Source organism: Mesorhizobium sp. M1403 (assembly GCF_040317695.1).
GTDB lineage: Bacteria > Pseudomonadota > Alphaproteobacteria > Rhizobiales > Rhizobiaceae > Mesorhizobium.
This window is the reverse complement of record NZ_JAMYKY010000010.1, coordinates 1-25,654: the sequence shown is the minus strand read 5'-3', so window position 1 is coordinate 25,654 and position 25,654 is coordinate 1. Positions and strand designations below refer to the sequence as shown.

23 protein-coding genes are annotated in these 25,654 nt (G+C 62.4%); 6 read left to right on the top strand and 17 right to left on the bottom strand.

Features of this window, described 5'->3' with window-relative positions:
* Positions 1-10: 10 nt before the first annotated feature.
* Positions 11-1,201: an O-succinylhomoserine sulfhydrylase gene (locus NKH01_RS17725; protein WP_352790956.1), complete on the top strand. Its 1,191-nt coding sequence runs from the start codon at positions 11-13 to the stop codon at positions 1,199-1,201.
* 52 nt (positions 1,202-1,253) lie between these two features.
* On the opposite strand, the gene NKH01_RS17720 is transcribed toward NKH01_RS17725, so the two are convergent.
* Positions 1,254-2,408 (bottom strand): ceramide glucosyltransferase, encoded by a 1,155-nt coding sequence (locus tag NKH01_RS17720; protein ID WP_352790954.1) that lies wholly within the window; start codon positions 2,406-2,408, stop codon positions 1,254-1,256.
* Positions 2,409-2,635: 227 nt separating this feature from the next.
* Between NKH01_RS17720 and apaG the strand changes: the two genes are divergently transcribed.
* Positions 2,636-3,028 (top strand): Co2+/Mg2+ efflux facilitator ApaG/CorD, encoded by a 393-nt coding sequence (gene apaG / locus NKH01_RS17715; protein ID WP_254816331.1) that lies wholly within the window; start codon positions 2,636-2,638, stop codon positions 3,026-3,028.
* Positions 3,029-3,104: 76 nt separating this feature from the next.
* Here apaG and NKH01_RS17710 read toward each other — a convergent pair whose 3' ends face one another.
* The 3 genes from NKH01_RS17710 to NKH01_RS17700 all read right to left on the bottom strand — a co-directional run bounded on the left by NKH01_RS17710 (position 3,105) and on the right by NKH01_RS17700 (position 6,358).
* Positions 3,105-4,115, bottom strand: coding sequence for an Hsp33 family molecular chaperone (locus NKH01_RS17710; RefSeq protein WP_023719494.1), 1,011 nt, complete (start codon positions 4,113-4,115; stop codon positions 3,105-3,107).
* Positions 4,116-4,232: 117 nt separating this feature from the next.
* Complete coding sequence (gene argF, locus NKH01_RS17705; RefSeq protein ID WP_031194171.1) at positions 4,233-5,144, bottom strand: ornithine carbamoyltransferase; 912 nt, start codon at positions 5,142-5,144, stop codon at positions 4,233-4,235.
* Positions 5,145-5,158: 14 nt separating this feature from the next.
* Complete coding sequence (locus NKH01_RS17700) at positions 5,159-6,358, bottom strand: aspartate aminotransferase family protein (protein WP_023719496.1); 1,200 nt, start codon at positions 6,356-6,358, stop codon at positions 5,159-5,161.
* Between the two features lie 354 nt (positions 6,359-6,712).
* Between NKH01_RS17700 and NKH01_RS17695 the strand changes: the two genes are divergently transcribed.
* The gene (locus NKH01_RS17695) at positions 6,713-7,237 is read left to right on the top strand and encodes a GcrA family cell cycle regulator (RefSeq protein ID WP_023719497.1); all 525 of its coding nucleotides are present in this window, start codon (positions 6,713-6,715) and stop codon (positions 7,235-7,237) included.
* Between the two features lie 69 nt (positions 7,238-7,306).
* On the opposite strand, the gene NKH01_RS17690 is transcribed toward NKH01_RS17695, so the two are convergent.
* The 3 genes from NKH01_RS17690 to NKH01_RS17680 all read right to left on the bottom strand — a co-directional run bounded on the left by NKH01_RS17690 (position 7,307) and on the right by NKH01_RS17680 (position 10,612).
* Positions 7,307-8,314: a magnesium and cobalt transport protein CorA gene (locus NKH01_RS17690; protein ID WP_023677347.1), complete on the bottom strand. Its 1,008-nt coding sequence runs from the start codon at positions 8,312-8,314 to the stop codon at positions 7,307-7,309.
* Between the two features lie 192 nt (positions 8,315-8,506).
* The gene (gene phoU / locus NKH01_RS17685; RefSeq protein WP_023719498.1) at positions 8,507-9,232 is read right to left on the bottom strand and encodes a phosphate signaling complex protein PhoU; all 726 of its coding nucleotides are present in this window, start codon (positions 9,230-9,232) and stop codon (positions 8,507-8,509) included.
* A gap of 114 nt (positions 9,233-9,346) precedes the next feature.
* Positions 9,347-10,612: a sensor histidine kinase gene (locus tag NKH01_RS17680; RefSeq protein ID WP_352640404.1), complete on the bottom strand. Its 1,266-nt coding sequence runs from the start codon at positions 10,610-10,612 to the stop codon at positions 9,347-9,349.
* Positions 10,613-10,721: 109 nt separating this feature from the next.
* Here NKH01_RS17680 and ppk2 point away from each other — a divergent pair, with 109 nt between their 5' ends.
* Positions 10,722-11,624 (top strand): polyphosphate kinase 2, encoded by a 903-nt coding sequence (ppk2, locus tag NKH01_RS17675; protein WP_023719500.1) that lies wholly within the window; start codon positions 10,722-10,724, stop codon positions 11,622-11,624.
* Positions 11,625-11,648: 24 nt separating this feature from the next.
* Here the strand turns inward: ppk2 and NKH01_RS17670 are convergent, their stop codons facing one another.
* The 3 genes from NKH01_RS17670 to NKH01_RS17660 all read right to left on the bottom strand — a co-directional run bounded on the left by NKH01_RS17670 (position 11,649) and on the right by NKH01_RS17660 (position 13,880).
* On the bottom strand, positions 11,649-12,398 hold the full coding sequence (locus NKH01_RS17670) for an enoyl-CoA hydratase-related protein (RefSeq protein ID WP_023719501.1): 750 nt from the start codon (positions 12,396-12,398) through the stop codon (positions 11,649-11,651).
* 14 nt (positions 12,399-12,412) lie between these two features.
* On the bottom strand, positions 12,413-13,051 hold the full coding sequence (locus NKH01_RS17665; protein WP_023719502.1) for an acyl-homoserine-lactone synthase: 639 nt from the start codon (positions 13,049-13,051) through the stop codon (positions 12,413-12,415).
* A gap of 97 nt (positions 13,052-13,148) precedes the next feature.
* On the bottom strand, positions 13,149-13,880 hold the full coding sequence (locus NKH01_RS17660; protein ID WP_023719503.1) for a helix-turn-helix transcriptional regulator: 732 nt from the start codon (positions 13,878-13,880) through the stop codon (positions 13,149-13,151).
* A gap of 271 nt (positions 13,881-14,151) precedes the next feature.
* Here NKH01_RS17660 and NKH01_RS17655 point away from each other — a divergent pair, with 271 nt between their 5' ends.
* The gene (locus tag NKH01_RS17655; protein ID WP_352482486.1) at positions 14,152-15,003 is read left to right on the top strand and encodes an ABC transporter substrate-binding protein; all 852 of its coding nucleotides are present in this window, start codon (positions 14,152-14,154) and stop codon (positions 15,001-15,003) included.
* 14 nt (positions 15,004-15,017) lie between these two features.
* On the opposite strand, the gene NKH01_RS17650 is transcribed toward NKH01_RS17655, so the two are convergent.
* Complete coding sequence (locus NKH01_RS17650) at positions 15,018-15,428, bottom strand: tellurite resistance TerB family protein (RefSeq protein ID WP_023719505.1); 411 nt, start codon at positions 15,426-15,428, stop codon at positions 15,018-15,020.
* Positions 15,429-15,675: 247 nt separating this feature from the next.
* Here NKH01_RS17650 and NKH01_RS17645 point away from each other — a divergent pair, with 247 nt between their 5' ends.
* Positions 15,676-17,331 carry a lysine--tRNA ligase gene (locus NKH01_RS17645; RefSeq protein WP_352716970.1) on the top strand — a complete coding sequence of 552 codons (1,656 nt, stop codon included), beginning with the start codon at positions 15,676-15,678 and terminating at the stop codon, positions 17,329-17,331.
* Here NKH01_RS17645 and NKH01_RS17640 read toward each other — a convergent pair.
* From NKH01_RS17640 to NKH01_RS17615, 6 genes are all read right to left on the bottom strand, one after another.
* Complete coding sequence (locus NKH01_RS17640) at positions 17,294-18,130, bottom strand: thermonuclease family protein (protein ID WP_352493783.1); 837 nt, start codon at positions 18,128-18,130, stop codon at positions 17,294-17,296. The genes NKH01_RS17645 and NKH01_RS17640 overlap by 38 nt on opposite strands.
* An 11-nt stretch (positions 18,131-18,141) precedes the next feature.
* Entirely contained in the window at positions 18,142-18,786 is a 645-nt protein-coding gene (locus NKH01_RS17635; RefSeq protein ID WP_023719508.1) for a S24 family peptidase, read from the bottom strand.
* An 81-nt stretch (positions 18,787-18,867) separates the two neighbouring features.
* Positions 18,868-21,087, bottom strand: a complete 2,220-nt coding sequence (locus tag NKH01_RS17630) for a 3-hydroxyacyl-CoA dehydrogenase NAD-binding domain-containing protein (RefSeq protein ID WP_352640403.1) — start codon at positions 21,085-21,087, stop codon at positions 18,868-18,870.
* A gap of 12 nt (positions 21,088-21,099) precedes the next feature.
* Positions 21,100-22,308 carry an acetyl-CoA C-acetyltransferase gene (locus NKH01_RS17625; protein WP_352547915.1) on the bottom strand — a complete coding sequence of 403 codons (1,209 nt, stop codon included), beginning with the start codon at positions 22,306-22,308 and terminating at the stop codon, positions 21,100-21,102.
* Between the two features lie 31 nt (positions 22,309-22,339).
* Complete coding sequence (locus NKH01_RS17620; protein ID WP_023719511.1) at positions 22,340-23,509, bottom strand: acyl-CoA dehydrogenase family protein; 1,170 nt, start codon at positions 23,507-23,509, stop codon at positions 22,340-22,342.
* 114 nt (positions 23,510-23,623) lie between these two features.
* Positions 23,624-25,420 (bottom strand): acyl-CoA dehydrogenase, encoded by a 1,797-nt coding sequence (locus NKH01_RS17615; protein ID WP_352482491.1) that lies wholly within the window; start codon positions 25,418-25,420, stop codon positions 23,624-23,626.
* Between the last annotated feature and the right edge of the window lie 234 nt (positions 25,421-25,654).

The window sequence follows — 25,654 nt, the reverse complement described above, 5'->3', positions numbered from 1 at the left end:
GTTTGGATAGATGATGACCAAGAAGCGCGACTGGAAGCCTCAGACCGCACTCGTGCATGCCGGGACGCTGCGTTCCGGCTTCGGCGAGACCTCTGAGGCGATGTATCTCACCCAAGGCTATGTCTACGAGACGGCGCAAGCAGCGGAAGCGCGCTTCAAGGGTGAGGAGCCGGGCTTCATCTATTCGCGCTATGCCAATCCGACGGTCGACATGTTCGAAAAGCGTATGTGCGCGCTGGAAGGCGCCGAGGACGCGCGCGCCACGGCGTCCGGCATGGCGGCGGTGACGGCAGCATTGCTGTGCAGCGCCAAGGCGGGCGACCATATCGTGGCGGCGCGCGCATTGTTCGGCTCCTGCCGCTGGGTGGTCGAGACGCTGGCGCCGAAATACGGCATCGAGGCAACGCTGGTCGATGGCACTGACATCGCCAATTGGGAACAGGCGGTCAAGCCGAACACCAAACTGTTCTTCCTGGAAAGCCCGACCAACCCAACGCTGGAGGTGGTCGACATCGCCGCCGTCGCGGCACTTGCCAACTCGATTGGCGCCAGGCTGATCGTCGACAATGTCTTCGCCACGCCCTTGCAGCAGAAACCCTTGCAGCTCGGCGCCCATATCGTCGTCTATTCGGCCACCAAGCATATTGACGGCCAAGGGCGCTGCCTTGGAGGCGTTATCTTGTCGGACAAAAAATGGATCGACGAGAACCTGCATGACTATTTCCGCCACACCGGCCCCAGCCTCTCGCCCTTCAATGCCTGGACCCTGCTGAAAGGCCTGGAGACGCTGCCGCTGCGCGTACGCCAGCAGACGGAAAGTGCCGGCCGCATCGCGGATTTCCTCGCCGAGCGCCCGCAAATCGCCCGCGTCATCTATCCCGGCCGTGCCGACCACCCGCAAGCGGCCGTGGTCAAGAAGCAGATGTCGGGTGGTTCGACGCTGATCTGCCTGGATGTGAAGGGCGGCAAGCAGGCGGCCTTTGCTTTCCAGAACGCGCTCGACATCGTGCTGATTTCCAACAATCTCGGCGACGCCAAGAGCTTGATCACCCATCCGGCGACGACCACGCACAAGAATTTGACCGATGAGGCCCGCGCCGAGCTCGGCATCGGACCGGGAACGCTCAGGCTTTCCGTCGGCCTGGAAGATACCGACGATCTGCTCGAAGATATCGAGCAAGCGCTGAGAGCTGCCGGATAAGGCTGGCCGAACAGGGCGAGCGGGTTCGTACAGCCCGCGCCGGACGTGCCGGTCAGGCGCCGGACGGGGTCTCTTCCAGCTCCGCGACGGCCTTGGTCTGGATGGTCATAACGTTGCCGCGCCAGTCGACGGCGCCGCTCAGCCAGCCGCGCGCCCATATCGCCGGCAGCATGCAGTCGCGAACCATCATTGCCAAGATGGTGCGCAGCGACAGGTGCCATCCTTTGACCCAGGCCAGGGCACATTCCGGCAGGTAGGCCGCGACCAGCACGGCGATGGCGGTTGCCGGCAGGCTGACGCCGGCGTCAGCCGCCGCGATCAGCGCAAGCACCAGCGGCGGCGCCGCGCCGATCAGGATCTCGGGGGCGAAGAACAGCGCGAAGGTGACGCGGCGCAGCCGCGCCCAACGCGCCTGCCGAGACCAGATCTCGCCAAGCGTGCGCCGGCCGAGCGGCTGTTCGAACGGCGAAGCGACAAGATTGACCCGCAGTCCGAGCCGGTTGACCAGCTTGGTCGCGGCGGCGTCCTCGGCAATCTCGGCGGCCAGTGCGCGGATGCCGCCATTGGCGTCAAGCATCGACTTGTTCCACAACATGCTCTTGCCCTGGGCGAAGCCAAGGCCGAGCGCCTCTCCAGCGTACTGCCAGCGTGCCTGCAGCGTGTTGAGAAAGGCGCATTCGACCTCCCCCCAAAACCCTTCAGGCCGCGAGCCGATCGGCGTCGAGCAGACGAGGCCGGTGTCGGGCCGCCATGCCGCCATCAGCTGCTGGACATAATCGCTCGGCATAAGCACGTTGGAATCGGCAAGGATGACCCAGCGATAAAGCGCCGCTTCCCAACCCTTCACGCAATTGTTGAGTTTCGGATTGCCGCTGATGCGGTCGTCGCCGACGAGCAGCCGGGCGCGTATAGCCGGAAAACGCGCCATTGCAGCGGTGATCGACTTGACCACGGGGTCGTCGGCATGGGCGACGCAGAAGATGAGTTCGTAGCGCGGCCAGTCGAGTGAGAAGGCGCGCTCCAGCGTCTCCTCGGTAAACGGCTCGACGCCGCGCGCCGGGACGACGATCGATACCGGTAGCACGGTGGCGGCGGGCGATGCGATCCTGGCTGCTCGCTTCAGCTTCAGCGAAGCTAACAGGATGCTGGCGAGATTTGAAAGAAGGAGAGCTATGGAAAAGAGGGCGGCTGCGAATGTCGGTTCCATCGAGATCTGGTCACTCCAGAAATGCCGGCCGCCTGACGGCCGTTTTCAACAATTCGACAGAACACCGAGTCGCCCGGCACAAGCCTGCACACCATCATTGTCATGTGTCACTTAAATGACATTGTTTTTCGGCACCTGCGCTTGAGTCGGGCAAGGAGATGACGCGCATCGTTGATCAAACTGCGCTGAGCGTCGAAAGTTCCATCTACATTGCTTTGGAGCAGTTTATGTACAGCGCCGTCACCCGCAACATCGAAGTGCAGGTCAGGCCGTTCTATCTGGAGGATCACTCCGACCCGCCGCAAAACCGCTATGTCTGGGGCTACCAGGTGACCATCGACAATCAGTCGGACGAGTTCGTGCAGCTTCTGTCGCGCTACTGGCACATTACCGACGGCACCGGCAAGGTCGAGGAAGTGCGCGGCCCCGGGGTCGTCGGCGAGCAACCGGGACTCAACCCCGGCGACAGCTATCAGTATACGTCTGGATGCCCGCTCTCGACCCCGTCCGGCATCATGGTCGGGCACTACACAATGCGCAACAAGCGGGGCGAGACCTTCGACGTCGCCATCCCCGCCTTCTCACTCGATTTGCCAGGCACGCGGCGCACCGTCAATTGACGTTCACTTTGATTCCTCTTCCCGCCTTGCGGGGCGAGGAACCCAAGTTCTGCGAAGGCAGCCGCACTGACGCTCGTTATTGAGCCGCTGCAAATTCCGCCGGGTCGAAGTCATATTGCTTCGAGCAGAATTCGCAGGCGACGTGAATGCTACCATCCTCGGTGCTGTCTCTGATCTCCTCGGCGGAAAAACCCTCGAGGATGCCGCGGATCTTCTCCCTCGAGCATGAGCACTGGTCGGCGACCGGCACGCCGCCGAAGACGCGGACACCATGCTCGTGGAACAGCCGGTAAAGCAGCCGCTCGGCGCCGATAGTCGGATCGATCAGCTCGGTCGGTTCAATGGTACCAAGCAGCGCCAGCAGTTCCTGCCAGGAATTGTCGGTCGGGTCGTGGATTTCCTCACGCGGATCGCCGTCGCCCCCGGGAAGGTCGGGTACGCGCATGCGTTCCGGCGACTGCGGCAGGAATTGTGCCAGCAGGCCACCGGCGCGCCATTGCTCGCGGGCACCGCCGACGCCGGGCGTCAGAAGCTTGGCCACCGAAAGCCGTAGGTCGGTCGGAATCTGCTCCGATTGGCGGAAATAGGTGCGTGCGGCTTCTTCCAGCGTGACGCCGTCGAGCTGGACGATGCCCTGGTAGCGTTGCGTGTGGGCGCCCTGGTCGATTGTCAGCGCCAGGACGCCGCTGCCGAGCAGCGTCTGCGGCGACGTCTCGCCGGCAGCCGTCAAAGCCTCCAGCCGGTCGGCATCGAAGCGGGCATAGGCGCGCAGCGCGTGCGGCGTGGAGAAATCCGCGACCAGCATATCGACCGGCCCGTCGGTGCGGGTCTGCAGAATGAACTTGCCCTCGAACTTCAACGAAGTTCCGAGCAGGACGGTCAGCACACAGGCTTCGGCCAGTAGTCGTGCCACCGGCTCGGGATACTCGTGGCGGCTGAGAATAGCGTCGAGCATCGGCCCGAGCTGGACGGTACGGCCGCGCACGTCGAGCGGGCCGACCTCAAACGGCACGACATGGTCGTCGCCGGCGTAGCCGAACTCGCCGAGCTTGGGTTGATGTTCAGCCAATTGACGAGTTTCCAACATGACAAAGCTCCGGGGCGCGGCGATGCCGCCCTCCGGGGCGCATGCGACGAGACGCGCTCGATTTGCGTGATGCGCCTGAGATAGGCACCACGAACTCCCGGATCAAGGCGGCCCGGATCAAGCGCCCAGGCACCAGGCCAAAACCGCCTTCTGGGCGTGGAGCCGGTTCTCGGCCTCGTCGAACACCACCGAATGCGGCCCATCGATGACCTCGTCGGTAACCTCCTCACCGCGATGCGCCGGCAGACAGTGCATGAACAGCGCGTCCGGCTTGGCTTTCGCCATCAGGGCCGCGTTGACCTGATAGGGCAAGAAGACATTGTGGCCGCGCGCACGGTGCTCCTGACCCATCGAGACCCAGCAGTCGGTGACGATGCAGTCGGCCTCGTGAACGGCCTCCTCGGGCGAACGAGTGAATTTCAGCTTGCCGCCATTGGCCTTCGACCAGTCGACATGCCTCTGAGCCGGTTCGCTGCCTTCGGGCACGGCGACGTTCAGCTTGAAGCGGAACCGCGCAGAGGCCTCCAGTAAAGAATGCAGGACATTATTGCCGTCGCCGGTCCAGGCGATCGTCTTGCCGGCCACCGGACCGCGGTGCTCTTCGAAGGTCATGATGTCGGCCATCAACTGGCAGGGATGGGTTTCGTCGGTCAGCCCGTTGATGACGGGCACCGTAGCGTTTTCCGTCAGTTCCAGCAGCCGGTCATGCGAGGTGGTGCGGATCATGATGGCATCGACATAGCGCGACAGCACCTTGGCCGTGTCTGCAATAGTCTCGGAACGGCCAAGTTGCATCTCGGTGCCAGTCAGCATGATCGTCTCGCCACCCAACTGCCGCATGCCGACGTCGAACGACACGCGCGTGCGCGTCGAGGGCTTGTCGAAGATCATCGCCAGCACCTTGCCTTCGAGCGGCTTGGTGCGTTCGCCGGCCTTGAGCCTCGCCTTTCGCACAGCTGCGTCGTCGAGCATGAAGCGCAGATCGCCTTCGGAAACGGCGGAAAGATCGGTGAAGTGGCGAAGGGACATCAGGAATTCCAGGATTACTTCGCGGCGGCAGCGACGATGGCATCCGCCAGGCTCTTGGCGCCGGCACGAATGCGCTCGAGCCCCTCGTGGATCTCGGCATCGGTGACGGTGAGAGGCGGCAGCAGACGGATAACGTTGTCGCCGGCCGGAACCGTCAAGAGATGCTGGTCGCGCAGTGCCACCGTAACCTTGGTGTTGGGCATCGCGCATTTAAGGCCGAGCATCAGGCCGGTGCCCCTGATGCTTTCGATAACGTCCGGAAATTCGTCGGCGACACCGGCCAGCCCCTGTTTCAAGAGCAGCGCCTTGCGCCGGACGTCATCGAGAAAGCCGTCTTCCAGCACCACGTCGAGCACGGCGTTGCCGACCGCCATGGCCAGCGGATTGCCGCCGAAGGTGGTGCCGTGCACGCCGGCGGTCATGCCGGCCGCTGCCTCGTCGGTGGCGAGGCAGGCGCCCATCGGGAAGCCGCCGCCGATGCCCTTGGCCACCGCCATGAGGTCGGGTGTGACACCCGCCCACTCATGCGCGAACAGCTTTCCGGTGCGGCCGACGCCGCATTGGACCTCGTCGAAAATCAAGAGCAGTCCGTGCTGATCGCAGAGCTGCCTGAGCCGCTTCAGCGATTGCGACGGCACTTGCCTGATGCCGCCCTCACCTTGCACCGGCTCGATCAGGATCGCCGCGGTTTCAGGCGTGATCGCCTTTTCGGCGGCGTCGATGTCGTCGAAGCCGACTTGGTCGAAGCCGTCGACCTTGGGGCCGAAACCTTCCAGATATTTGTACTGGCCGCCGGCGGCGATGGTCGCCAGGGTGCGGCCATGGAAGGCGCCTTCGAAGCTGATGGTGCGGAAGCGCTCGGGATGGCCCTTGACGAAGTGATAGCGCCGCGCCGTCTTGATGGCGCATTCAAGCGCCTCTGCGCCGGAATTGGTGAAGAACACCTTGTCGGCGAAGCTGGCGTCGGCCAGCCGCTCGCCGAGCCGGCTCTGTCCCGGAATCTCGTACAGATTGGAGACGTGCCAGAGCTTGGCGGCCTGTTCAGTGAGGGCCGCGACCAGATGCGGATGGCTGTAGCCCAATGAATTCACGGCGATGCCGCCTGCGAAATCGAGATATCGCTCGCCCTTGTCGGTGACCAGCCAGGTGCCTTCACCGTGGTCGAAAGCCAGGGGTGCGCGAACAAAGGTCTCGAAAAGCGCCGAACCGCTCATTATATGCGTCTCCGGAACCGGAAAATCAAAAAGCCGCCAAAGCGGCGGCCCTTGTGGCTTATCGTGTTTTTCGGCCGTGAAGTCAACGAAAAGGTCGCGCAAGGACGTGCGGCAAGCCCCCCAGCACAATGCCGGCTCATAAGCGACCGGGCAAGTTGGGGAAAACCGAAAAAACCGATTCGTGTTGGCCTTGGGACTCTTGTCACCGAGTCAGCGCATAAGGTAATTGTAGTAGAGAAATAACTAGATTTCGTGCGGCGGACCTAATCACCCGATATATGTGGTGTCTGCCCGGCAGAAGCCGGGTCGGGAATGGATTCCGATTGCCGCACTTTTCAGCAGGAGCGCGGTCTCATGAACTGGACTGACGAGCGAGTCGAACTTCTCAGAAAATTGTGGTCGGAGGGTCTCAGCGCCAGCCAGATCGCCGCACAGCTTGGTGGGGTCAGCCGCAATGCGGTCATCGGCAAAGTGCACCGGCTGAAACTGTCCGGCCGCGGACGCACAACCGCATCACCGGCACGCCAGAAGAAGACGGTACAGGGATCGACGATCCAGAAATCGGTGTCGCGGGCAGCAAGCGCCACGCGCCATGCCACCACGTCGATGTCGATCGGTGCGACCGCGCTCAAGGCGCAGTTCGATGCCGAACCGGTGTCGCGCCACTATATCCGCCCGGTCGAAAACGTCGTCGTGCCGATCTCCCGGCATCTGCAACTCGTCGAGCTGAACGAGCGCACCTGCAAGTGGCCGAATGGCGATCCGCTTTCGGAAGACTTCCATTTCTGCGGCAACGACGCCGCCGAAACCGGACCCTACTGCAAGTACCACGCCCGGGTGGCGTTCCAGCCGGCGTCGGAGCGGCGGCGGAGCAGGTGAATGGTGGCGGCTTGAGCCTGGCGTAAGAAGCAAGGCTCCCATTTAGCCCTATTCACTATTCACCTCTCTTCAAAGCCACCCATTCTTGCGAAACCGCCAGTAAAGAAACGTGCAGATCAGGGCGATTGCCGCCAGTACGGCCGGGTAGCCATATTCCATCCTCAGTTCCGGCATGTCGCTGAAATTCATGCCGTAGATGCCGGCGAATGCTGTCGGCACGGCCAAGATGGCGGCCCATGAGGCAAGCTTCTTGGAGATCGCCGTCTCCTGACTCTGGCCGACCAGAAGGCTCGCCTCGAAGGCGAAGGCGAGAACCTCACGCAGGCTGTCGATCTTTTCCTGGACCGTGCGGATGTGGTCGGTGACGTCGCGAAACAGCGGGTGCATGGCTGTATGGATTTGCGGCAGATCGGCGCTGGTCAGCCGCCGGCAGACCTCCACCAGCGGCAGGGCCGCATTACGCAGGCGCAAGAGATCGCGGCGCAGCATGTAAAGCCGCTCGATGTCGGAGCCGGTCATCGGCTTCAGCAGAACCTTGTCCTCGATCGCCTCGACCTCGTTTTCGATCTGCTCGAGCACCGGCATGTAGTTGTCGACGATGAAATCGAGAATGGCGTAGAGGACGAAATCCTCGCCCTTGGCGAGGGAATGCGGACAGCTTTCCCAGTGCTGGCGAACGGCGGCGTAGGAGGTCGACGGGCCATGCCTGACGCTGACAATGTAGCCAGCGCCGACGAACAGATGCGTCTCGCCGAAGGTGACACGGCTGTCGATCAGCTGCGCCGTGCGGGCAACGATGAACAGGGCATCACCATATTGCTCGATCTTCGGCCGTTGGTGCGGATGCTCGGCATCCTCGATCGCCAACTCGTGCAGATGGAATTGCGCCTGGACGCGCAGCAATAAATTGCGGTCGGGCTCCAGCAGTCCGATCCAGACGACATGGCCCGGCTTCCCGGCCCATTCGCCGGCTTCCTCGATCGGTATGTCGGCGATGCGCCGCCCAGCCGTATAGACGCCGCAAGCGATTATGCCCGACATCGGCGGCGCGGGAGCAAACTCGCGGACATATTCCATCCCAGCCTCCTGAAGGCAGGCTTTCATCGCGGAACTGAGAAGTCGGCGCGTCGAAAGCTTAGCGCAATTTGCTCTCAGGTGGCGAATCCGAAATTCGCATTAGTGTCGAGCAGCAGGGGAGCTGCTTTTCGGATTTGAGAGCCACTCCACCAAGTCGCAAATCTAGCGGCCACCACGTTTTGTTTCGAGAACTCACTTCGCAGGCAGCGTTGCGGGAAGAATTATCTTATCCGTCTTGTCGCCCTTCGGGCGATCGGCCGGCATCTGATCGCCGGTGACGATATAGTAGATCGTCTCGGCGATGTTGGTGGCGTGGTCGCCGATGCGCTCGATGTTCTTGGCGCAAAACAGGAGATGCGTGCAGGGCGTGATGTTGCGTGGGTCTTCCATCATGTAGGTCAACAACTCGCGAAACAGCGAGGTGTACATGGCATCGATCTGGTCGTCGCGGTCGCGCACGAAACCGATTTTCTCCACCGACCGCGACGCGTAGACGTCGAGCACTTCCTTGAGCTGGGTCAGTGCCAGATTGGCCAAAGCCTCGAGGCCGCGGAACAGGCTGTTCGGCTGGCGCCCGTCGGCGACGGCAACCACCCGCTTGGCGATGTTCTTGCCGAGGTCGCCTACCCGTTCGAGGTCCGCCGAGATGCGGATTGCGCCGACGATCTCACGCAGATCCGTCGCCATCGGCTGGCGCTTGGCGATAATGATGATCGCCTTGTCGTCAATCTCACGCTGCCCCTCATCCAGAACCAGGTCGTCTCGAATGACTTTCTGGGCGAGCCCCGGATTCGCATTGACCAGCGCCGCTACTGCCTGCTCGACCATGCGCTCAGCATGCCCGCCCATCGCCGCGATGCGCTTCGACAGATACTTCAGCTCCTCGTCATAGGCGCTGACGATGTGCACGGACTGCATGGACGAATGCCTTCCCGGGATCTTCTGGTTGAGTCGCTCGCTCGAATCCCCGCTGATACGCTAGCCGGATGACAGAAAAAAGAAACGGCCCATCATGTGGTAGATAGTACGGCGTCAGCGAGCCGGCAAATGGACCGTGAACGCCGCGCCCTTGCCGACCTCCGACCTGATGGAGAGTCTGGCGTTGTGGCGCGTCAGGATATGCTTGACGATGGACAGGCCAAGGCCGGTGCCCTTTTGGGTCCGGCTGTTCTCGACATCGACGCGGTAGAAGCGCTCGGTGATGCGCGGGATATGTTCTTCGGGGATGCCGGGGCCGAAATCCCTGATGGTGACGTCGATGCCCGGCTCGGGATCGCTGTCGCCGCGCGTGATCGACACCACGACGCGTCCACCGGACTGACCGTATTTGCAGGCGTTTTCTAGCAGGTTTTCAAAAACCTGGAAAAGCTCGTCGCGATCGCCGGGCACGTCGAGCGGCCCTTGCGCGAAATCCCGCTCGATGACGACGCCGTTTTCCTTGGCCAGCGGCCCAAGCGAATCGATGACGCTGTCGATGGCCTGGCGCAGATCGACCTCGGTTCCCGGCTTGAGATAGGGCTTCATCTCCAGGCGTGACAGCGACAGAAGGTCGTCGATGAGGCGCGCCATGCGGCTGGTCTGGTTCTGCATGATCTGCAGGAACTGCTCGCGTGCCGCGGGGTCGTTGCGGGCCGGCCCGCGCAGCGTCTCGATGAAGCCAGCGATCGAGGCGAGAGGCGTGCGCAACTCGTGGCTGGCATTGGCAATGAAGTCGGCGCGCATTCTGTCGATCCGGCGCGCCTCGCTCTGGTCCTTGAACACCAGCACGTAGAGATCCGTGGCGTGGCCGACAGAAGACGCGCTCACCCGATAAGCTCGTTCGACCGGCAGCTTCTCGATGTAGTCGACGCTGTCCGAAGCGACGTTGCCCGACAAGATATTATCCAGCAAGGCCTGCATTTCCGGCGCGCGGAATTTCAGCGACAGCGATACGCCGGGGGCAATCCCACCAAAGGCTGCAAAGGCGGCGGCGTTGGCATGGACGATGGCGGCGGAGCGATCGAAAATGATCAGCGGATCGGCAACCGCCGCCGCGAGATATTCGCCGGAAAGCCGTTGCAGGCCGCTCGCCTCGATGGCCGCGGCATTTTCGGTCGATTGATGCGCGACGCCGGCCGGCAGCATCGCAGCGGCAACCAGCACGGCGCCTGCCAGCAGCACCACATAGCCGGATATGCCGGCAAAACCATAGACCATCAGAACTGCAACGAAGCCGGCCGCCAGCAGCCAGCGGCTGTTCCACAGCCGCATGGCGACGGCTTGCGCCCTGCCTTTCCGCTCTGTGCCGATGTCGGCCATTTGCGCTCCGTCGCCTGCGCTCCGTCTGCGGCCACCTCAAGAACTTCCTGCTGGACCGGCATGGAGGCTCCCAATAGCATGAGTCCGGAAGCTGGAAAGGTTCGTCTCGATGAAAAACGCCAAGGAAGGCCCCGCTACAGGTTCGTCGGGGCCGTTGAAGATCATGATCGACGGCAAGGAGCGGGAGTTCGACATCGAGGCCCCCACTCTTCCGGACTGGGTCGAGGACCGCAAGCTGACCGCCGGCGGCTATCCCTACGACAAGAAGATGAAGAGCGAGGGGTATGACGAGAGGCTCGAGCAGCTGCAGATCGAGCTGGTCAAGGCGCAGGCGTGGCTACAGTCGACGGGCAAGCGGGTGATGTCGCTGTTCGAGGGACGCGACGCTGCCGGCAAGGGCGGCACGATCTTCGTTTTGCGCCAGTATCTGAACCCTCGGACGGCGCGCAACGTGGCGCTGACCAAGCCAACAGCCACTGAGCTTGGACAATGGTACTTCCAGCGCTACGTCGACCACTTCCCGACGTCGGGCGAATTCGTCACCTTTGACCGCTCCTGGTACAACCGCGCCGGCGTTGAACCGGTGATGGGATTCTGCACGCCCGCGCAGCACGAGCAATTTCTGGACGAGGTTCCGCATTTCGAGCGGATGATCCGCAACGAGGGCATCTATTTCTTCAAATTCTGGCTGAACATCGGCAGGGAAACGCAGCTTGAGCGATTCCATGACCGTCGCTGGAGCCCGCTGAAGAGCTGGAAGTTTTCGCCGATCGACATCGCCGGCATCACCAAATGGGACGACTACACCAAGGCGCGCGACCTGATGGTCGAACGCACGCACAAGGAGTTCGCGCCCTGGATCATTGTGCGGGCGAACGACAAACGGCGCGCACGGCTGGCGGTCATGCAGCGCATTCTCCTGTCACTTCCCTATGACGGCCGTGACCTCGACGTCATCGGCAAGGAGGACAAGAAGATCATCGGCGAAGGGCCGACTTTCCTCGAAAAATAAGCTCACCTCATCGATTCACGGCTCTCATGCCGCCATCCGGGCAATCCGCTGCAGCCGCTTCAGCGTGGTGTCGTCCTGCAGCGCCTGCTGGAAAAGCGAGATCTCCTGATCGATGCGGTCGCAGAGCGCGCCGGTGTCCCCCCTAAGCAGGTCGCGCGTCTGCAGCAGTGCCGCGACTGGCTTCTTGGCGAGCTGCCTGGCTCTGGCCAACGTGGCTTCCTCGACACTGACGTCCGTCACGATCTCGCCGACAAGGCCGAGCTGCCTGGCATCTTCGGCGGCGAGCGTGTCGCCGAGGCAGAAGAAGCGGAACGCACCGGCATAGCCGAGCTTCTGCGGCGCCAGGATGCTGGTCGCCGCGTCCGGCACCAGGCCGAAATCGACGAACGGCACCCGGAACGTGCTCTTGCTCGAGGCGATCACCATGTCGCAGTGGAACAGGATGGTGCAGCCGACGCCGACGGCGTCGCCGTCGACACAGGCAAGCACCGGTTTCGGGAACGTCGCCAGCGTGCGGAACATATCGGTGACGGCGGCGATCAATCGCCGATGTTTGGTGGCATCGAGAAATTCGGAGAAATCAGCACCGAGGCAAAAGCACCCGGCCAGGCCGCGCAGGACCACGACGCGGACGTCGTCATCGACAGCGGCTTCATGGAATGTCCTGGCCAGGCTTTCGTAGGCCCGCCTGTCCAGCACCGGGCGGCCGTCACCCGACGATACGGTGACGATCAGCGTGTGATTGCGGAATTCTGTTTTTGAGTGAACGTTCATGGCCCTCTCCAATCTTACGAGGCGCGTCTCTGTCCGAGCATGTCCGGGTACCCTCTGGCCAGCACCGGCGCAAAGTGATTGCGGCGCGATCGCACCACGTCGAGCGTGTGCTCGTTGAAGGTGAGCAGTGTGGCAACGACCTGCTGGTTGCCATAGGTCCGCTGATAGCCGAGCGGCGTTGCCAGGAAATGCAGTTGCAGCGCGCGAAGCACCCACATCGGCTCGAATTCGATGATCACCTGGTTGACGTTGCGCTTCAGACCCCACTCGACGAAGCCGGCGATCAGTTCGGTGCCCACCGTCGACACGCCGCGCCGGCCGTCGCGGAATCCCGGCGCAACCGCATAGCGGGTCAGTTCATAGACATTCGGCCCCGACGGTGGGGTTCCCTCATAAAGGTCCGCCAGCACATCGGTTAGAAGATGTGCCCGGGTCGTCGGCAACATACGCTGGTAACCGGCGAGCTCGCCATTGCGGATGACGATCTGGTGCACTGCCTCGTCGTGGTCGAATTGATCGATCTCGAGGCCATCGGGGCGCTGCAGATCGGTCCATCCCATCTCCTCGACGAAAATCTTGTAACGCAACCGATGAACTGCCTCCCAAAGGCCTGGGCGTTCCATCAATTCCTGGGTGGTGAGGGAAAAAAGCATTTGCCGTCTCCTAGGTTCAATAGGAAAATACGGCCGTGCTCCCCCGAGAAAATTACGCGATCACGTAGGCAAGAATTTCTAGGCCGGCGCGGCCGACCTAGTTAATATAGCCGCGCCTTATCGCTTCCGCGACGGCTTGGACCCGGTTGACGGCACCGAGTTTGCTTTTGGCGTTAAGAAGGTGTTTCTCTGACGTGTGTTCCGAAATGCCGAGAATTTGGGAAATCTCCCATTCGGACTTGCCAACGGCGGCCCATTGCAGGCATTCGCGCTCACGCGGCGTCAATTCGACATGGTCGATGGTTTTGCCCGCCATGGTGTGGAGCTGCATGGCGCGGCCAATCGCATAAGTCGAGACCAACGAGACCAACCCGAACTCGGCGCCCGACAATTCGACAGCCTCGCCGCCCAGCGACACCATGACGATCTGGCCATCGAGCGTGATCAGCGGGAAGGCCAACCCGTCGCGCAGCTTGAATTCACCGGCGTCGCCCATCACCTCGCCGCCGCTCTTGCCGATGCGGATGCCCTGAGACGCTTCCCGCCACTGGAACGGCGCCTGAAGCTGCTTCATGTGGCTGACGACGGGATCGTGATCGACGTAGTTGCGCGCGACGTAGCGCTCAAGCCATTCAGCCGGCCAGTCGCAAAGCAGCACATGGTTCTTTTGCTGATTTCTCGGCGTTCCAGGTTGCGGAACCGTCCCGGCCATCAGCGCCGTCAGCCCGAACCCGCTTGTTACCCCCAGCAGCTTTTCGCAGACGGCGGCCGCTGTGCCGGCGTGCTGCAACTGATCTATCAACTCCAGGGTACGATCGAAATGACCCATCGCAACATCTACCCCATGTTGCCTTCCGCACTTGAGACCAATGGCAGTGATCAACCCGCACTACGCCATCAACCCCGGACTGCAAAGCTGCTCCCTCTGTACGCCCCACCGCTCCTCTTGAGCCGGCATCATACAGTCACTTGCAAACTCACTAAACAATATCCCTAAATTGCCATGATGAAACCAAAAACCGTTGTGCCTGAGTTATTTTCGTACAAGAACCTGTGTTATTTCGTACGAAAGCCGGGGCAAGACTGGACGGAGTCGTCGCGTGGCGTTTCGGTGCATATCCATTTCATTGATCTCGATGCTGATCGGAGTGCAATCGCTTGCGGGTGCTGCGCGCGCTGCGGAGCCGCAGGTGCCGGTGTTTTGGGACGCCAAGGTGCGGCTGCCAAAGCCGGACCTTTCGATGCTGCCGCGGCTGCGATTCCTGACCACCACCGATTTCCCGCCCTTCAACTTTCTCGACGGGGCAGGCCGACTGTCCGGCTTCCATGTGGACCTGGCGCGCGCCATCTGCGCCGAGCTCGGCATTGCCGAAAAATGCCAGATCCAGGCGCTGCCCTGGGCCGAGCTCGAAGGCGCGCTGCGGAAAGGCGAAGGCGAAGCGATCATTGCCGGAATCGCCGCCACGCCGGAATCGCGGTCGAAATACGCGTTTTCACGCTCCTACCTGCAATTTCCGGCACGCTTCGTCGTGCCGAAGACACAGGCGCTGACGGAACCAATGTTCGACAAGCTGCGCAGCAAGCGTGTCGGCGTGATCGCCGGCTCCGGGCATGAGCGGATGCTGCGCGATTATTTCGGCGACGTCCAAATCGTCCCCTTCGCAAAGCCGGAGGAGCTTTATGGCGAGCTGAAAGCCGGCAAGATCGACGCCGCCTTCGGCGATGGCATGCGTTTTGCGTTCTGGCTCGGCGGTTCGGATGCGGCGGGCTGCTGCCGCTTTGCCGGCGGCCCCTATCTGGCGCCCGAATATCTCGGCTCGGGCATGGCGATCGCCACCAGGGCCGACGATCCGGCCCTGGCCGCCGCTTTCGACTATGCGCTGCAGGAAATTTCGGTGAAAGGCACGTTCGCCGAGTTCTATCTGCGCTATTTTCCGGTCAGCTTTTTCTGAGCTTGGCTGCTGGCTCAGGTCAGCGTGCGAAGGCGGGCCTTGGCGGCTCGCGCGATGGCGGCAACCGTCAGCGCATCGAGGTCGAGTTCCCGGCGGACGAGCTGCAGCACGCGCACCTCCTCCAGTCGCATTTCGAGATCGACGGCCGCGACCTCGAAGGCAGCGGCATAGGCGGTGTCACGCAGGCGGTCGGGCAGCGCCTCGGCGACGCGCGCCAGGACGCCCTCCAGCCCGTCCTTTTCTTGCAGCATTTTCTGGCAGGCCTGGGCGACCTCGACCAGCCGCTCCTGATTGAAATCCTCAAACACCGGCCAGGATCGAACGACGTCGCCGATCCGCGCCAGTTCGACATCGGTCATGTCGCGGTCTGACGCCGAGGTGATGACCATCAGGTAGATCATGGCTTCGTGTGGCGACAATGGCATTTACAACTCCTTGAGACGGGTCCCGAAGTTAGGAACGAGGGACCGGCGCCGCAAGGAAAAAGAGCCGCGATCGTTGACGCTCCGGTCAGGCCCTGAAGCCTGATCCATACCGATTAAATGGGACGGGGCTCATATCTTCTTGCCTGATCACGGTCCTGCCCGGAAACCGGGTTCCACTTTTCGGGATCATAGTCTAGAGCATGCGGCTGCCGGCACGGATGCCGGCAAAGCTGCAGGAAATAGCATCATGGCCGGACAACAGCCGATCGATCTCAGCCCGGAAGTCCTCACCGCCGCCGCCGAAAGCAAGGCGTGGCCGTTCGAGGAAGCGAAAAAGATCGTCGCCCGCTACGCGAGCAGCGGCTACCCGGAAACGGTGCTGTTCGAGACCGGCTACGGCCCGTCGGGGCTGCCGCATATCGGCACTTTCGGCGAGGTGGCGCGCACATCTATGGTGCGCCACGCCTTCCGCGTGCTGACCGAAGACAAGGTCAAGACGCGGCTGCTGTGCTTCTCCGATGACATGGACGGATTGCGCAAGGTGCCGGACAATGTGCCTAACAAGGACATGCTGCGCGCGTATCTCGGCAAGCCGCTGACCAGGATACCGGACCCTTTCTCCAATGAGTATCCGTCCTTCGGCGCCGCCAATAACGCACGGTTGCGCGCCTTCCTCGACCGTTTCGGCTTCGATTACGAATTCGCTTCCTCAACCGACTATTATACTTCCGGCCGCTTCGACGCGACGCTGCTCAAGATGCTCGAGCGCTTCGATAAGGTGATGGCAATTATGCTGCCGTCGCTGCGTGAAGAGCGGGCGCAGAGCTATTCGCCCTTCCTGCCGATCCATCCCAAGACCGGCATCGTCATGCAAGTCGCGATCGATGAGCGCAAGCTCGACGCCGGCACCATCGTGTGGCGCGACCCGGACACCGGCGAGCGCTTCGAGACGCCGGTGACCGGCGGTCATGCCAAGCTGCAATGGAAGCCAGACTGGGCGATGCGCTGGGCAGCACTCGGCGTCGATTACGAGATGTCCGGCAAGGATCTGATCGATTCCGTCAAGCTCGCCGGGCAGATTTGCCGTGCGCTCGATGCTCCAGCGCCGGAGGGCTTCAATTATGAGCTGTTCCTCGACGAGCACGGCCAGAAGATCTCGAAGTCGAAGGGCAATGGGCTAACCATCGACGAGTGGCTGACTTATGCGCCGACCGAGAGCCTTAGCCTTTATATGTTCCAGCGCCCGCGAACCGCGAAGAAGCTTTATTTCGACGTCATCCCGAAGGCGGTAGACGAATATTACACGTTCCTCTCTGCTTATCAGAAGCAGGATTGGAAAGAACGGCTGGGCAATCCGGTCTGGCACATGCATGACGGCAATCCGCCTATCATCGACCTGCCGGTGTCGTTCGCGCTGCTGCTCAACCTGGTCAGCGCCTCGAATGCGCAGAACAGGGACGTGCTGTGGGGCTTCATTTCGCGCCACGCACCGGGTGTGACGCCGGCAACTCACCCCGAACTCGACCGGCTGACCGAATATGCCATCCGCTATTTCGACGATTTCGTGAAGCCGGCTAAGGTGTACCGTGCCGCCGACGCGGTCGAGCGCGAGGCGCTGACCAAACTTTCGGAAGCGCTCGCCGCGCTGCCCGCTGACGCCGCCGGCGAGGCGATCCAGAACGCCGCCCTCAATGTCGCGCGCAAGATCGAGCGCTACCAGGATCGTTCCAAGCAGAGCCCTGAGGGTGGACCCGGCGTCTCCGTCGCCTTCTTCCAGATGATTTATCAGGTGCTGATAGGTCAGGAACGCGGGCCGCGCTTCGGTTCCTTCGCCGCACTCTACGGCATTGCCGAAACGCGTGAGCTCATTCGACGGGCGCTTGCTGGTCAGCTGGCGGCTTGAGGACGCCGTCCTGCTCCTCCAGGATCGAGCCCGGCGCCACAGGCGCGGATCGCGACGCAGCGGGGAGCGGCGGCAGGCCTGAGACGCTCGGCGCCGGCCCGAAGACGCCCTTTTTCGCTGCACGCGCCTTCTCGCCGGCTTCTATGTAAGCGCCGCCCTTGGCGGCGCGCGCCCAGCCGTTTTCGACCAACCATTGGCCGATATCCTGATTGCCGATCCGGCACTCGGCGGCGATCAGGTCACGGCCGCCTTCGGGCGGCACGGCACAGACCACCGCACGACCGCGCAGAAAAGCGCGGAAGGCAGTTCGCGCCCGGATGCCGCAACTCCAAGACTTGCCGCCGTCGGTGCAAGTCTCGTCCTGCTTGACGATGTCGATGCCGGAAACCGCAATCGAATAGCCCTTTGCCTCGATGACCCCGGCGGCCGGCGCGACCGGCTGGAACAGTTTCGTGCCTTTCCAGTCGTCAGGCATTTTCGTTTTTGGCGGCCTGGGCAGTCCGGCCAATGCCAGATCGCTCAACGGTGCGCGCGGCTCAATCCGTTCAAGCTCGTCGGAACCGAGCTGCGGCGGCACCACGATTTCCGGATCGATTGCCCTTGAATGCGTAGCCTGCTTGGCCGCCTCTGGTTTCGAGATGGCCGACGTAGCCGGCGCGGCGGGCTGGGGTTCAGCGCTGACCTGAATTTGCTCGCCAGGGCCGCCGCTTTGGTTCTGGACGGCGCGGCCGCCAGCGACAATTGCCGTGGCCATCGCCGGAATCGCCAGAACGGCCAAGGCAAGGTGAGGCAGACGCACCGGCCCCGCGCCTACTGGCTTGCCCAGACAATCCGCGCCACCCATTCGACATCACGCATGGGGATGTCGCGGTCCGGATGATCGGGATTGAGGGAGACCAGCGCGATCGACTTCGGTGTCTGGCGGTCGAGCACCTTGGCCATCACCTCGCCGGCATTGGTCTTGACGACGACGCGATCGCCCTTTCGTATGATAGCCCCCGGCTCGACGATCAGGACATCGCCATTGCGGTAAAGCGGCAGCATGGAATCGCCCTGGACCTTCAACGCATAGGAGGTTTCGGTTGCCCGTGCCGGCAGCTCGATCAGGTCCCATCCCTGCCCCGCCGGAAACCCGGCGTCGTCGAAGAAGCCACCGGCGCCCGCCTGGGCGAAGCCGAGCAGCGGCACCGACGATTTCTGCACGGGCAGTGCGCCGGAATTACCCCGGCCTTCGACCAGCCCCGCAAATTCATCCAGCGAGGCGCCGGTCGCCTCGATGATCTTGGCCAGCGATTCGGTCGACGGCCAGCGCGGCCGCCCATCCGAGGACAGCCGCTTCGATTTGTTGAAGGCCGTCGAGTCGAGGCCAGCGCGCCTGGCCAGCCCGGAGGCCGAAAGCGAATAACGCTCGGCGAGAGCGTCGATGGCGGCCCAAACGCGGTCATGCGAGAGCACCTTGCTCTCCTTCGAAACAGGAAAAAATACCTTCCCTGTTCTACCTCTTGGCCGCCATCTTGTCCACCGCCGAAGACGGCGTCACGCTGCCTCCTTGGCCTCGTTCCTGTCATAGGGATCGAAACGCTCATAGAAGGTCTCGCCCTTCTCGGCCATGTCGAGCAGCAGCTTCGGCGCCCTGAACTCGGCGCCGTATTTCTTCTGCAGGCGCTTGGCGATCTTGACGAATTTCTTCGCGCCGATGCCGTCGATGTAGGACAGTGCACCGCCTGTGTAGGGCGCGAAGCCGAAGGCCAGGATCGAGCCGACATCGGCCTCGCGTGGATCGGTAACGATGCCCTCCTCCATCACCCGTGCCGCCTCAAGCGCGATGGTGACCAGCAGCCGCTGCTTCAGCTCCTCATAATCGACCCTCTCCGGCGCCAGTTGCGGGTAGAGGTCCCTGAGGCCTGGCCACAGCTTCTTCTTGGCAGGTTTTGCCGGATAGTCGTAGAAGCCCTTGCTGTTCTTGCGACCCAAGCGACCGTGTGTGTCGACCATCGTGCTGATCAGCGCCATCTGCTTCGGGTCGACCGCCTTGTCGCCGAGATCGCGCATCGTCTGCTTCATGATCTTCTGGGCAAGGTCGATCGCGGTCTCGTCGGTCAACGCCAGAGGACCGACCGGCATGCCGGCGGCTTTCGCCGCATTCTCGATCATCGGCGCCGGAACACCTTCGATCAGCATCTTGTAGGCTTCCGACATGTAGCGCAGTACGCAGCGATTGACATAGAAACCGCGCGTATCGTTGACGACAATCGGGGTTTTCTTGATGGCGCGGACAAAGTCGATCGCGGTGGCCAGCGCTTTGTCGCCGGTCTTCTTGCCGAGGATGATCTCGACCAGCATCATCTTGTCGACCGGCGAGAAGAAGTGGATGCCGATGAAATTCTTTGGCCGCGCCGAATTCCTGGCCAGCGATGTAATCGGTATGGTGGACGTATTCGAGGCGAAGGTCGCCGAAGGCTTGAGCACAGCCTCGGCCTGTTCGGTGGCGCCCTTCTTTACGGCCGAATCCTCGAATACCGCCTCGACGACAAGATCGCAGCCGGCGAGATCGGCGTAATCGGCCGTCGGCGTGATCAGCGTCAGCAACTGGTCCTTGTCCTGTGGCTTGGCACGGCCCTTCTTCACCTGATCCGAGATAAGGTTGTCGGAATGCGCCTTGCCCTTGGCGGCAGACTCCATGTCACGGTCGAGCAGCACCACCGGAATGCCCGCCTTGGCCGTCACATAGGCAATGCCGGCGCCCATGAAGCCGGCGCCGAGCACGCCGATCTTCTTAAACCTCGTTTCCGGCACACCGGCCGGGCGGCGCGCGCCCTTGTTCAGTTCCTGGAGCGACACGAACAACGAGCGGATCATCGCTGCCGCTTCCCTGGTCTGCATGATCTCGGTGAAGTAGCGCTGCTCGATCCGCAAGGCGGTGTCGAACGGCACCAGCAAGCCCTCGTAAACGCATTTCAGGATGGCGGCAGCGGCGGGATAGTTGCCATAGGTCTCGCGGCGCAGGATGGCGATGGCCGGCGGCCACAGATTGGCACCGGCCACCGAATAGATCGGAGCGCCGGGCAGCTTGAAGCCTTTTTCGTCCCAGGGCGCCACCGGTTTCAAGCCGTTCCTGATCATCGCCTTGGCGGTTTCGACCAGCTTGTCCGGCTCGGCAATCTCATGGATCAGGCCCATCGACTTGGCCTTCTGCGGCGACAGCGTCTGGCCGGAGGTCAGCATTTGCAGCGCCTGCTGCTGGTCGGTCAGCCGCGGCACGCGCTGGGTTCCGCCGGCGCCGGGGAAAATGCCGATCTTCACTTCGGGAAGTGCCATCCTCACTTTGTCGGAATCGGCCGCGACACGGCCATGGCAGGCGAGCGACAATTCGAACGCGCCGCCCATGCAGGTGCCGTTGATCGCCGAAACCCACGGCTTACCCGAGGTTTCCAGCTTACGGAACAGGCCGTTCATATAGCCCGCATTGTCGAACAGCGCCTTGGTCGCCTTCTCTGGGTCCTTTGCCTTGTCGGCGGCGAAGGTCGCCAGCATCTTCTGCAGCATGGTGATGTCGGCGCCGCCCGAGAACGTATCCTTGCCGGAGGTAATGACCGCCGCCTTGATCGCTGCATCGGTCGCCACCTTGTCGACGATGACGTTCAGCTCGAGCATCACCTCTTGGGTGAAGACGTTCATCGAACGGTCCGGCATGTCCCAGGTGACCAAAGCAATGCCGTCGGCGTCGGTGTCGAGGGTGAAATTGGTATAGCTCATCATCTCTCTCCGTCAGACGCGTTCGATGATCGTTGCGGTGCCCATGCCGGCGCCGATGCAAAGCGTCACCAGCGCGGTGTTCAGGTCGCGGCGTTCCAATTCGTCCAGCACCGTACCGAAGATCATCGCACCGGTGGCGCCCAGCGGATGGCCCATGGCGATGGCGCCGCCATTGACGTTGATCCGGTCATGAGGAATGTCGAAAGCCTGCATGTAGCGCAGCACCACCGAAGCGAAGGCCTCGTTAAGCTCGAACAGGTCGATGTCCGACAGCTTCATCTTCGCCCGCCTCAACAGCTTTTCGGTGACGTCGACCGGACCGGTCAGCATCAGCACCGGTTCGGAGCCGATGTTGGCAAAGGCGCGGATACGCGCGCGCGGCTTGAGGTCGAGCGTCTTTCCCGCCTTTTTCGAGCCTAGCAGCACGGCCGCCGCGCCATCGACGATGCCGGACGAATTTCCGGCATGGTGGACGTGGTTGACCTCTTCCACCTCGGGATGCTTCTGCACCGCGACGGCGTCGAAGCCGCCCATTTCGCCGGGCATGACGAAGGACGGGTTGAGCGCGGCCAGCGACTGCATGTCGGTCGAAGGCCGCATGTGCTCGTCGTGATCGAGAATGGTCAGGCCGTTCTGGTCCTTGACCGAGATCACCGAATTCTTGAAGCGGCCCTCGCCCCACGCCTTGGCGGCACGCTTCTGGCTTTCGACCGCGTAGGCATCGACGTCGTCGCGCGAAAACCCGTATTTGGTGGCGATCAGGTCGGCCGATATGCCTTGCGGCACGAACCAGCCGGGCAGGCCGACCGAAGGATCCATGAACCAGGCGCCGCCGGAGGCGCCCATGCCGACCCGCGACATCGATTCGACGCCACCGGCAATCACGATCTCGTCGGCGCCTTGCGCGATCTTGGCGGCGCCGAAATTGATGGCGTCGAGGCCCGAGGCGCAGAAGCGCGATATCTGCATGCCAGGCGCCTTGGTGTCGTAGCCGGCCTCGAAAGCAGCGGCACGTGGAATGACTGCACCCGCCTCGCCAACCGGATCGACACAGCCGAAGATGATGTCGTCGACGGTGCCGGTGTCCAGCCCGTTGCGGTCGCGGATCGCCTCGAGCACCTTGGCGCCGAGCCGCACCGCCGGCACTTCGTGCAGCGAGCCATCCTTCTTGCCCCTGCCGCGCGGCGTGCGCACGGCATCATAGACGTAAGCTTCGGCCATTTTCCTGCTCCTTGGGTTTGCTGAAAGTCGCTCAGAGAGAGCGCCCGATCAGCAATTTCATGATCTCGTTGGTTCCGCCGTAGATGCGCTGGACGCGGGCGTCGCGGAACATGCGCGCAATCGGATATTCATTCATGTAGCCATAGCCGCCATGCAATTGAAGGCATTCGTCGACGACTTTTCCCTGCAGGTCTGACAGCCAGTATTTGGCCATCGAGGCCGTCACCGGGTCGAGGCCGCCGTTAATGTGGCGGGCAACGCAGTCATTATAGAAGACGCGCCCAATGGTCGCCTCGGTCTTCAATTCGGCCAGCTTGAACTGAGTGTTCTGGAATTCGATGATGGCCTTGCCGAAGGCCTTGCGCTCCTTGACGTAGTCGATGGTAAGAGCCAGCGCCCGCTCGACCATTGCGATAGCAGTGGTGCCGATCTGCAGCCGCTCCTGCGGCAATTGCTGCATCAGCTGGACGAAGCCCTGGCCTTCCTCGTTGCCAAGCAGGTTCGAGGTCGGCACACGCACGTCGTTGAAGAACAGTTCCGACGTGTCGTTGGCCTTGAGGCCGATCTTGTCGAGGTTGCGTCCGCGCTCGAAGCCCTCCACCTCGTCGGTCTCGACGACGATCAGCGAGATGCCCTTGGCACCTTTCTGCGGATCGGTCTTGGTGACGACGATGATGAAGTTAGCGAGCTGGCCGTTGGTGATAAAGGTCTTCGAGCCGTTGAGCTTGTACTGGTTGCCGTCCTTTTCGGCGCGCGTCTTGACGCCCTGCAGGTCGGAGCCCGCACCCGGCTCGGTCATGGCGATGGCGCCGATCAGTTCGCCGGTCGCCAGCCTCGGCAGCCATTTCTTCTTCTGCTCGTCCGAGCCGTAATGGAGGATGTAGGGGGCGACGATCGAATTGTGCAGGCCAATGCCGAACCCGTCGACGCCGACATGGGCGATCGCCTCGATGATGGCGCTCTCATGCGCGAAGCTGCCGCCCGAGCCGCCATATTCCTCCGGCATCGAGGCGCAGAGCAGGCCGGCCGCACCCGCCTTCAGCCAGCTTTCGCGGTCGACCATCTCGTTCTTCTCGAACTCGTCGTAACGCGGCGCGATCTCTTCCGACATGAAGCGGTGCGCCATGTCATAAAGCATGCCGACCTCGTCCGCCGCCCAGGCGGGTTTTGGAAGGCCAAGGATTTCGGCGGGACTGGTCATGTTTATTCTCTGATCCTCCTTCCAAGCACGCCGCCAGAATTGAGGCTGGCGCGCTGCCGTGGCGCCCTCTCCCGGCCGCTTCGCGGCCACCCTCCTCGCGAGGAAGAGGGGAGCCTAGAACGCTTCGGCCGGCAGCGCCATCAATGTGTCGGCGCCGCTGGAGATGCGGGCAAGGTGCGCCGCCGTCTCCGGCATGATCCGCTCCACGAAGAAGCGCGCCGTCACCAGCTTGTTGTCGTAGAAAGACGAAGCGCCGTCGGCGCCATTCGCCAATTTCGCTGCGGCCACCCTGGCCATCTGCGCCCACATATAGCCCAGCGCCACCAGGCCGAAGAGATGCATGTAGTCGGTCGAGGCGGCACCGGCATTGTCGGGCTTGGCCATGCCGTTCTGCATCAGCCACATCGTCGCCGCCTGCAGATCGTTGAGGCTCTTCTTCAGCGCCTTGGTGAAGGGCGCCATCTTCTCGTCGGTGCGGTTCTCCTCGCAGAACTCGCCGACTTCCCTAAAGAACGCCTGCACCGCGCGACCGCCATTCAAGGCCAGCTTGCGGCCGACGAGGTCGAGTGCCTGGATGCCGTTGGCACCCTCATAGATCATGGCGATGCGGGCATCGCGGACGAACTGGCTCATGCCGTGCTCTTCTATATAGCCGTGGCCTCCGAACACCTGCTGCGCCATTACCGCATGATCGAAACCCTTGTCGGTGAGCACGCCCTTGACCACCGGCGTCATCAGCCCGGTGTAGTCGTCGGCGGCCTGGCGGTCCTTGTCGTCACCGGAGCGGTGAGCGATGTCGGACTTGATCGCCGTCCACAGCGCCAGCGCCCGACCGGCCTCGTTGAAAGCTTTCATGGTCATCAGGCTGCGGCGGATGTCCGGATGGACGATGATCGGATCGGCCTTCCTGTCCGGTTCTTTCGGCCCCGACAGCGAGCGGCCCTGCAGGCGATCCTTGGCGTAGGAAACCGCATTCTGGTAGGCAACTTCCGACAGCGAGAGCCCCTGCAGGCCGACGCCAAGCCGCGCCTCATTCATCATGGTGAACATGGCTTTCAGCCCGCCATTGGCCTCGCCGAGCAGTGTGCCTTCAGCGTCGTCGTAATTCATGACGCAGGTCGAATTGCCATGGATACCCATCTTCTCCTCGATCGAGCCACAGGAGACGGTGTTCTTCTCGCCCGGATTGCCTGATGCATCGAGCTTGAGCTTCGGCACGATGAACAGCGAGATGCCCTTCACGCCATCCGGCGCGCCCTCGATACGGGCCAGCACGAGGTGGACGATGTTTCCCGACATGTCATGCTCGCCGGCCGAGATGAATATCTTCTGGCCGGAGATCCTATAGGTGCCGTCGCCATTTGGAACGGCCTTGGTGCGCAGCAAGCCGAGATCGGTTCCGCAGTGCGGCTCGGTCAGGTTCATGGTGCCGGTCCAGGCGCCCTCGACCAGCTTCGGCAACCATGTCGCCTTCTGCTCTTTGGTGCCATGGGTGATGATCGCAGCGATCGCACCTTGCGTCAGTCCGGCATACATCATCAGCGACATATTGGCCGACACCATATATTCGGCAACCGCAGTATGCACTGCATAGGGCAAGCCTTGCCCGCCAAACTCGACAGGTGCGGCGAGCCCCATCCAGCCACCTTCGCGATACTGGTCGAAGGCTTCCTTGAAGCCTTTTGGCGTCGTCACCGACCCGTCGACATGGCGCACACAACCTTCCACGTCGCCGACACGGTTGAGCGGCTGCATGACGTTTTCGGCGAGCTTCGCGCCCTCGGCAAGGATGGCCTCGAGCACATCCGGCGTCGCGTCGGAAAATCCGGGAAGATTGGAATAGCGCTGATAGCCCAGCACCTCGTTCAGCACGAACAGCGTGTCCCGGATCGGCGCTCTGTAGATCGGCATGCGTTTCCTCCACCATGCGGTCTTGGCCCCGAAATCAGCCTCAGCATATGAGGATGGCAGACGGACCAACGTTGCGGTCGAGATAACAAATATTGACGTTTGCGTAAACGTCAATTCTGCGATGGGGCAAATTTTCTCCCGCGCGCCAAGACGGCAAACGGCGAAGGACGGTAACGACGAAGAACCGCGCGGGCTCAGCCCGCGCGGGGGGAATGGGATCTAAAAGGGCGGGTG

Coding starts and splice junctions, on each gene's coding strand:
- NKH01_RS17725 (WP_352790956.1), top strand. CDS start 11: ATGATGACCAAGAAGCGCGACTGGAAGCCTCAGACCGCACTCGTGCAT.
- NKH01_RS17720 (WP_352790954.1), bottom strand. CDS start 2,408: ATGGAACCGACATTCGCAGCCGCCCTCTTTTCCATAGCTCTCCTTCTT.
- apaG (WP_254816331.1), top strand. CDS start 2,636: ATGTACAGCGCCGTCACCCGCAACATCGAAGTGCAGGTCAGGCCGTTC.
- NKH01_RS17710 (WP_023719494.1), bottom strand. CDS start 4,115: ATGTTGGAAACTCGTCAATTGGCTGAACATCAACCCAAGCTCGGCGAG.
- argF (WP_031194171.1), bottom strand. CDS start 5,144: ATGTCCCTTCGCCACTTCACCGATCTTTCCGCCGTTTCCGAAGGCGAT.
- NKH01_RS17700 (WP_023719496.1), bottom strand. CDS start 6,358: ATGAGCGGTTCGGCGCTTTTCGAGACCTTTGTTCGCGCACCCCTGGCT.
- NKH01_RS17695 (WP_023719497.1), top strand. CDS start 6,713: ATGAACTGGACTGACGAGCGAGTCGAACTTCTCAGAAAATTGTGGTCG.
- NKH01_RS17690 (WP_023677347.1), bottom strand. CDS start 8,314: ATGGAATATGTCCGCGAGTTTGCTCCCGCGCCGCCGATGTCGGGCATA.
- phoU (WP_023719498.1), bottom strand. CDS start 9,232: ATGCAGTCCGTGCACATCGTCAGCGCCTATGACGAGGAGCTGAAGTAT.
- NKH01_RS17680 (WP_352640404.1), bottom strand. CDS start 10,612: ATGGCCGACATCGGCACAGAGCGGAAAGGCAGGGCGCAAGCCGTCGCC.
- ppk2 (WP_023719500.1), top strand. CDS start 10,722: ATGAAAAACGCCAAGGAAGGCCCCGCTACAGGTTCGTCGGGGCCGTTG.
- NKH01_RS17670 (WP_023719501.1), bottom strand. CDS start 12,398: ATGAACGTTCACTCAAAAACAGAATTCCGCAATCACACGCTGATCGTC.
- NKH01_RS17665 (WP_023719502.1), bottom strand. CDS start 13,051: ATGCTTTTTTCCCTCACCACCCAGGAATTGATGGAACGCCCAGGCCTT.
- NKH01_RS17660 (WP_023719503.1), bottom strand. CDS start 13,880: ATGGGTCATTTCGATCGTACCCTGGAGTTGATAGATCAGTTGCAGCAC.
- NKH01_RS17650 (WP_023719505.1), bottom strand. CDS start 15,428: ATGCCATTGTCGCCACACGAAGCCATGATCTACCTGATGGTCATCACC.
- NKH01_RS17645 (WP_352716970.1), top strand. CDS start 15,676: ATGGCCGGACAACAGCCGATCGATCTCAGCCCGGAAGTCCTCACCGCC.
- NKH01_RS17630 (WP_352640403.1), bottom strand. CDS start 21,087: ATGAGCTATACCAATTTCACCCTCGACACCGACGCCGACGGCATTGCT.
- NKH01_RS17625 (WP_352547915.1), bottom strand. CDS start 22,308: ATGGCCGAAGCTTACGTCTATGATGCCGTGCGCACGCCGCGCGGCAGG.
- NKH01_RS17620 (WP_023719511.1), bottom strand. CDS start 23,509: ATGACCAGTCCCGCCGAAATCCTTGGCCTTCCAAAACCCGCCTGGGCG.
- NKH01_RS17615 (WP_352482491.1), bottom strand. CDS start 25,420: ATGCCGATCTACAGAGCGCCGATCCGGGACACGCTGTTCGTGCTGAAC.